At 68.5% G+C, this 5727-nt stretch carries 7 protein-coding genes; 3 read left to right on the plus strand and 4 right to left on the minus strand.

The features are described 5' to 3' along the window. The first annotated feature begins 137 nt into the window (after positions 1–137). Complete coding sequence (locus K9U40_RS21710) at positions 138–572, plus strand: DUF1489 family protein (RefSeq protein ID WP_282892197.1); 435 nt, start codon at positions 138–140, stop codon at positions 570–572. A gap of 210 nt (positions 573–782) precedes the next feature. After that, the gene (locus K9U40_RS21715) at positions 783–1922 is read left to right on the plus strand and encodes a hypothetical protein (RefSeq protein ID WP_282892198.1); all 1140 of its coding nucleotides are present in this window, start codon (positions 783–785) and stop codon (positions 1920–1922) included. A 43-nt stretch (positions 1923–1965) separates the two neighbouring features. On the opposite strand, the gene K9U40_RS21720 is transcribed toward K9U40_RS21715, so the two are convergent. Further along, positions 1966–2577 carry a helix-turn-helix domain-containing protein gene (locus tag K9U40_RS21720; RefSeq protein WP_282892199.1) on the minus strand — a complete coding sequence of 204 codons (612 nt, stop codon included), beginning with the start codon at positions 2575–2577 and terminating at the stop codon, positions 1966–1968. Between the two features lie 112 nt (positions 2578–2689). Further along, the gene (gene thiD, locus K9U40_RS21725; protein ID WP_282892200.1) at positions 2690–3502 is read right to left on the minus strand and encodes a bifunctional hydroxymethylpyrimidine kinase/phosphomethylpyrimidine kinase; all 813 of its coding nucleotides are present in this window, start codon (positions 3500–3502) and stop codon (positions 2690–2692) included. A gap of 129 nt (positions 3503–3631) precedes the next feature. On the opposite strand from thiD, the gene K9U40_RS21730 reads away from it, so the two are divergent. After that, positions 3632–3868: an Lrp/AsnC ligand binding domain-containing protein gene (locus K9U40_RS21730; RefSeq protein ID WP_149577315.1), complete on the plus strand. Its 237-nt coding sequence runs from the start codon at positions 3632–3634 to the stop codon at positions 3866–3868. A gap of 4 nt (positions 3869–3872) precedes the next feature. On the opposite strand, the gene ugpE is transcribed toward K9U40_RS21730, so the two are convergent. Together ugpE and ugpA are read right to left on the minus strand one after the other, a co-directional pair. Then, a complete protein-coding gene (ugpE, locus tag K9U40_RS21735) occupies positions 3873–4724 on the minus strand; it encodes a sn-glycerol-3-phosphate ABC transporter permease UgpE (protein ID WP_282892201.1) in 852 nt (283 codons plus the stop codon). Beyond that, a complete protein-coding gene (ugpA, locus tag K9U40_RS21740; protein WP_282892202.1) occupies positions 4724–5608 on the minus strand; it encodes a sn-glycerol-3-phosphate ABC transporter permease UgpA in 885 nt (294 codons plus the stop codon). The genes ugpE and ugpA overlap by 1 nt, the downstream gene beginning before the upstream one ends. Between the last annotated feature and the right edge of the window lie 119 nt (positions 5609–5727).

Consider the following 5727-nt stretch of genomic DNA (forward strand, 5'->3'; position numbering starts at 1 on the left):
CCGCGGCCCCCACCGCGAGCCCCGCGCCCCGGCCGGCGGCCCCGCGTCCGCGCCCGCAGCCGGCCCCTGCCGCGCCCGAGCCGGCCGATGGCGCCGCGCCGGCCGACGACCAGTAGGCCGGGCGGACACCGGCGGCCATGACGCTCCATCTCATCAAGCTGTGCGTCGGCGCGACCTCCATCGCCGACCTGGAGGACTGGATCGCCGGGCGGGCCGAGGCGGCGCGCAAGGCGGGCCATCCCTTCGAGCAGATCCATGTGACGCGCATGGTCCCGACCCGCTCCGAGGAGCTCCTGGACGGCGGCTCGCTCTACTGGGTCATCAAGGGCGAGGTGGCGGCGCGCCAGCGCCTGCTGGAGCTGCGCCCGTTCGTGGACGGCGACGGCGTGCGCCGCTGCGGCCTGGTGCTGGACCCGCAGGTGGTGCCGGTGGAGCCGCGCCCGTCGCGCCCGTTCCAGGGCTGGCGCTACCTGAAGGCGAACGAGGCGCCCAGGGACCTCGCCCGCGTCGAGGGGGGAGGCGGGCTGCCCGAGAGCCTCGCCCGCGAGCTGCGCGACCTCGGCCTCATGTGAGCACGGCCCGGCGCAGGCCGTTGTGAAATCGTCCTGCTGCACGCCATGGATTGACGTCTCGTCATCCGCCGTTCAGGAACGGGTCGCCATGGTGCGCTCCGCGAAAAGCCGGGCGCTCCTGGCGCCGGATCCGTTCCGCTCGACCGAGCCGGAACGGCCGATCCGCCTCCAAGGGGTCTTTTGCCGCGGTTCGACGAAGGGAAGACGCACATGACCATACGCATCGTGCCGGCCGCTTTTGCCTGCGCCGCGAGCCTTCTGGCGACGGGCGCCGCCTTTGCGCAGAGCCAGGCGCTGAAGGAGATTCCCGCCGACAAGGCGAAGCTCACCGGCGCCATGACCGTGGATTACAATTCCCGCTCCGCGCGCTCCACCAGCGGCCTCGACCTGTACGAGATTTCGGATCTCTCGGTCGCCGACCTCATGATCCTGAAGGGATCGGTGCAGCGCACGCCGGGCAAGAGCCTCGTCTATTCGCTGAAGTTCGACGTGATCAATCCGTCGAACCCGTCGCAGATCGCGCGCGAGGTGGCGATCATGCGCGGCGACCTCGTGATCGACAATAACGGCCGCTACATCCCCGATGCCGGCCGCCTGCGCATCGACGTGGTGAAGGGCAACCAGACCTCGTCCGCCTTCGGCGGCTCCATCCAGGGCCGCAACGTGGCGCGCTGGTGGGAGGTGGGCGAGCAGTTCCGCAAGGCCCAGAAGGAAGCCACCAAGATCTATTCGCGGGTGGTGGACGGCAAGACCGTGTCGATCCAGGTGAAGAACCCGGACCCGCTGCGCTTCGAGCGCACCCAGCTCGCCGCCGGTCCGTTCTCGTTCCTGCCCGAGACCCGCGTCTCCGGCAACCTCGACTACGACTACGAACTGGGCAACTGGCTCACCGACGCCAACGGCGTGAGCTTCAGCTACACGGTGGCCGACCGCTCCTTCACCGACCGGGTGTCCGGCTCCATCCGCTACGTGGAGGAGAACGGCACCTTCTCCGACAAGGCCGGCAAGAAGAAGCCCTATACCGGCTATTACGAGTACAATCTGCGCTGGAACGAGCAGCAGGTGAACAACGACCAGTCCTTCTTCGATGCCGGCGCGGCGCAGGCGCAGTCCGATGCGTTCTTCTCCAGCGCCGACCAGTCGAAGCCGGGGCTCTACGGCCGCGTCTACTACAATGACAGCGAGGATGCCTGCAAGCGCGTGAAGGGCGAGGATGGCAAGGACACGTGCGTCGGCCCCACCCGCTCCGAGGTGACCTGGGACCTGAAGGCGGAAAAGCTCACCTATGCCCAGCTCGCCAATTGGGTGAAGCTGGAAACCCTCATCCTCGGCCCGCTGACCGACGAGTGAGCGGGGCAGGGGGGCGATCGGAGGGGAGCGGCTGCCGCTCCCCTCACTCCAGCACGGCGGCCTTCAGCAGGCACACCATGAAGGCGCGGGCGGGCGTGTCGGTGCGGTTGCGGATGACGTGGCGGCGGTCGCAGCGATAGCGCGCCGTCTCGCCCTCCTTCACGGTCTCGACGACGCCGCCCACCTCCACCTCCAGCGTGCCGGCGATGACGGTGAGGCACTCCACCGAGCCGCGCTGGTGGCCGTCCGAATCCAGCTCGCCGCCGGGGGCGGCATCCACGTCGTAATATTGCAGCCACTCCACCGTCTTGATCCAGCCGATGATGGAGAGCCGCACCAGCCCGTCCTCGGACAACAGGATCGGCGTGTCGGCGCGCGACAGCTTCTCCACGAAGGGAGCGTCGTCGGAGGAGGCGAGCACCCGCTCCACCGTCATGTCCAGCGCCTGCGACAGGCGCCACACGGTGGCCAGCGTCGGGTTGGTCTCGTTGCGCTCGATCTGGCTGATGATGGATTTCGCCACGCCCGACTGCTCGGCGAGGTCGGACAGGGACAGGTTGTAGGCCTTGCGCAGGCGCTGGATGGTCTTGCCAAGCTGCCCGGTGATGACCTGCGCGCCGGTTTCGAGGGTGTTCCCGCGCTCCTTGACTGCCATGCCCAGCGATCCTTAATTCCGAACGAACGTTCGCTGCGCCGGACGATACTCAGCAATGGGGCGCGAGGGAAGCGGCGGTTGCACGGAAAAGGCGGCGCACGGCAGGCGCCGCTCATTTCCCCCACAGATCGAAGAAATGATGCACCGGGCCATGGCCCGAGCCGATGTCCAGCGCGTCCGCCGCTGCGATGGCGCCGGAGATGTAGGCCTTGCCCCGGCCGACGGAGGTCTTCAGGTCCGCGCCTCCCGCCAGCCCCGCCGCGATGGCCGAGGAGAGGGTGCAGCCGGTGCCGTGGGTGTTGCGCGAGGGATGGCGGCGGGCGGCAAAGCGCGTCACCTCGCCGGGGGTTATGAGGAGATCCACGCTCTCGGGGCCTGTGCCATGGCCGCCCTTCATCAGCACCGCGCCGGCGCCGAGGGCGAGCAGCTTTTCGCCCTGCCGGCGCATGTCGTCCTCGGTTTCGGCCACGGGCGCGCCGAGCAGCGCCGCCGCCTCCGGCAAATTGGGGGTGATGAGATGGGCGAGAGGGATGAGCACGGCCTTGAGGTCCGCGAGCGAATCGTCGGTGAGCAGGCGCGCGCCTGAGGCCGCCACCATCACCGGATCGAGCACCACCGGGCCGGCGCCGTGGCGGGCGAGGCCTTCCGCCACCGTGCGGATGGCGCCGGGGCGCGAGAGCATGCCGATCTTCACCGCGTTCACGGCGAGGTCGGAAAAGACCGCGTTCATCTGGGCGGCGATGAAGGCGTCGGGCACGTCGTGGATGGCGCTGACGCCCAGCGTGTTCTGGGCGGTGAGTGCGGTGATGACGCTGGCGCCGTAGACGCCCAAAGCGGAGAAGGTCTTGAGATCCGCCTGGATGCCGGCGCCGCCGCTGGAATCCGAGCCGGCGATGGTGAGGGCGATGGGGACCTTCCGCGACATGGACCTGTCTTGCTCCGCTCTCGGGGGTGAGGAGTTAAGGCCACCCTTGCCAGTCCCGGCGGTTTTGTCCACCTTGGCGCCGCCGTCCGCCCGCCGGGCGTGTCGATACCGCTCAAGCGGAGTGCAGCCGTGGTTCCCTTCTTCGTCCAGATCAAGTGCCAGCTCGGGAAGTCCTACGAGGTGGCCGACGCCATCGCCAATGCGGAGATCGCTTCCGAGATCTATTCCACGGCGGGCGAGTTCGATCTGCTCATCAAGTTCTACGTGGACGAGGGCACGGACATCGGCCACTTCGTGAACCAGAAGGTGCAGACCTTCCCCGGCATCCAGGACACCCGCACCATCATCACCTTCAAGGCGTTCTGAGGGGTCACTTCTCCGTCTCGGTGAGCCCGCGCACGAACAAGCGCTGCAGCGCCGCGATCACCAGCACCGGCGGCACCAGCGCCAGGACTGCGGTGGCCATCACCAGGTGCCACACCGGGTCGGCCTCCGCCGCCGCGCCCACGAGGCGGCGGATGCCCATGACCACGGTGTAGTAGCGCGCATCCGTGGTCACCAGCAGCGGCCACAGATACTGGTTCCAGCCATAGAGGAACAGGATCACGAACAGGGCCGCGATGTTGGTGCGCGACAGCGGCAACAGGATCGACCAGAAGAAGTGGAGCGGCCCCGCGCCGTCGATCAGGGCGGCTTCCGTCAGCTCGTCCGGAATGGTCATGAACACCTGCCGGAACAGGAAGGTGGCCGTGGCGCTGGCGATCAGCGGCACGGTGAGGCCGGCGTAGGAATTCAAAAGGTCGAGCTGCGCCGCCACCTCGAAGGTGGGCAATATGCGCACCTCCACCGGCAGCATCAGCGTCATGAAGATGAGCCAGAAGGCCGGCACCCGCAGCGGGAAGCGGAAATAGCAGATGGCGAAGGCGGACAGCAGGGAGATGGAGATCTTCCCCGCCGCGATCACCACCGCCACCACCAGCGAGTTCCACAGCATGGGGCCCACCGGGGGAATGCCCGCCGTGGACGAGCCGGCCGTGAGCGCGAGGCGGTAGTTTTCAACGAGATGCGGGCCGGGCAAGAGGCCCACGCGGCCGGAGAGGAAATCCGCGCCGGCATAAGTGGAGGCGACGAACGCCACATAAAGCGGCAGCATCATCACCGCCGCGCCGGCGATGAGCACGAGGTGGGCCAGCAGCAGGGACAGGCGCGAGGTGCCGGCCATCAATAGCTCACCTTGCGCTCGATATGGCGGAACTGGAGCGCGGTCAGCGCCACCACGATCACCAGCAGCACCACCGACTGGGCCGACGAGCCGCCGAGGTCCAGCCCCTCGAAGCCGTCGCGGAACACCTTGTAGACCAGGATGGTGGTGGCCCGCCCCGGCCCGCCGCCGGTGGTGGCGTGGATGATGCCGAAGGTGTCGAAGAAGGCGTAGGTGAGGTTCACCACCAGCAGGAAGAAGGTGGTGGGGGCGATGAGCGGCAGCACGATGTGGCGGAAGCGCTGGAACGGCCCTGCGCCATCCAGCGCCGCCGCCTCCAGTGCGCCCTGGGGGATGGCGCGCAGGCCGGCATAGAAGAACAGGAAATTGTAGCTCACCTGCTTCCACGCCGCCGCGAGGATGACCAGGGTGAGCGCCTGCCCGCCGTCGAGGGTGTGGTTCCACGGGAGGCCCGCCGTGCGCAGGGCGCGGGCGACCATGCCCACGGAAGGGTCGAACATGAACAGCCACAGCACGCCGGCCACCGCCGGTGCCACCGCATAGGGCCACACGAGGAGCACCTGGTAGAGCCCGGCCGCCTTGCCCAGCGCATCCGCCGCCGCCGCGAACGCGAGGCCGAGGCCCATGGCCAGCGCGGTGACGCAGAAGGCGAACAGGAAGGACACGCCCACCGCCTCCAGGTAGGCGGGATCGCGCAGCAGGGCGGCGAAATTGGCGAGCCCCACGAAGCTGCTTCCCAGCCCGAACGCATCCTGCGCGAACAGGGACGAGACCAGCGCCTCCCCCGCCGGCCACACGAAAAAGACGAGCGTCACCGCCACCTGCGGCAACAGCAGCAGATAGGGCGTGATCTTGCCGGGGAAGGTGACGCGCTTGGCCTGCATGGGGTCGGTTCAGAGTGCCGGCGAAGGGCGAGGGTAAAGACCGCCGGCCGATGCAGGAGCCCGAATCCTCCGTGATTGGCGCGGTGAACCCTCTCCCGCTTGTGGGGGAGGGCAGGGTG

The organism is Xanthobacter autotrophicus (assembly GCF_030015065.1).
GTDB classification, from domain to species: Bacteria; Pseudomonadota; Alphaproteobacteria; order Rhizobiales; family Xanthobacteraceae; genus Xanthobacter; species Xanthobacter autotrophicus_D.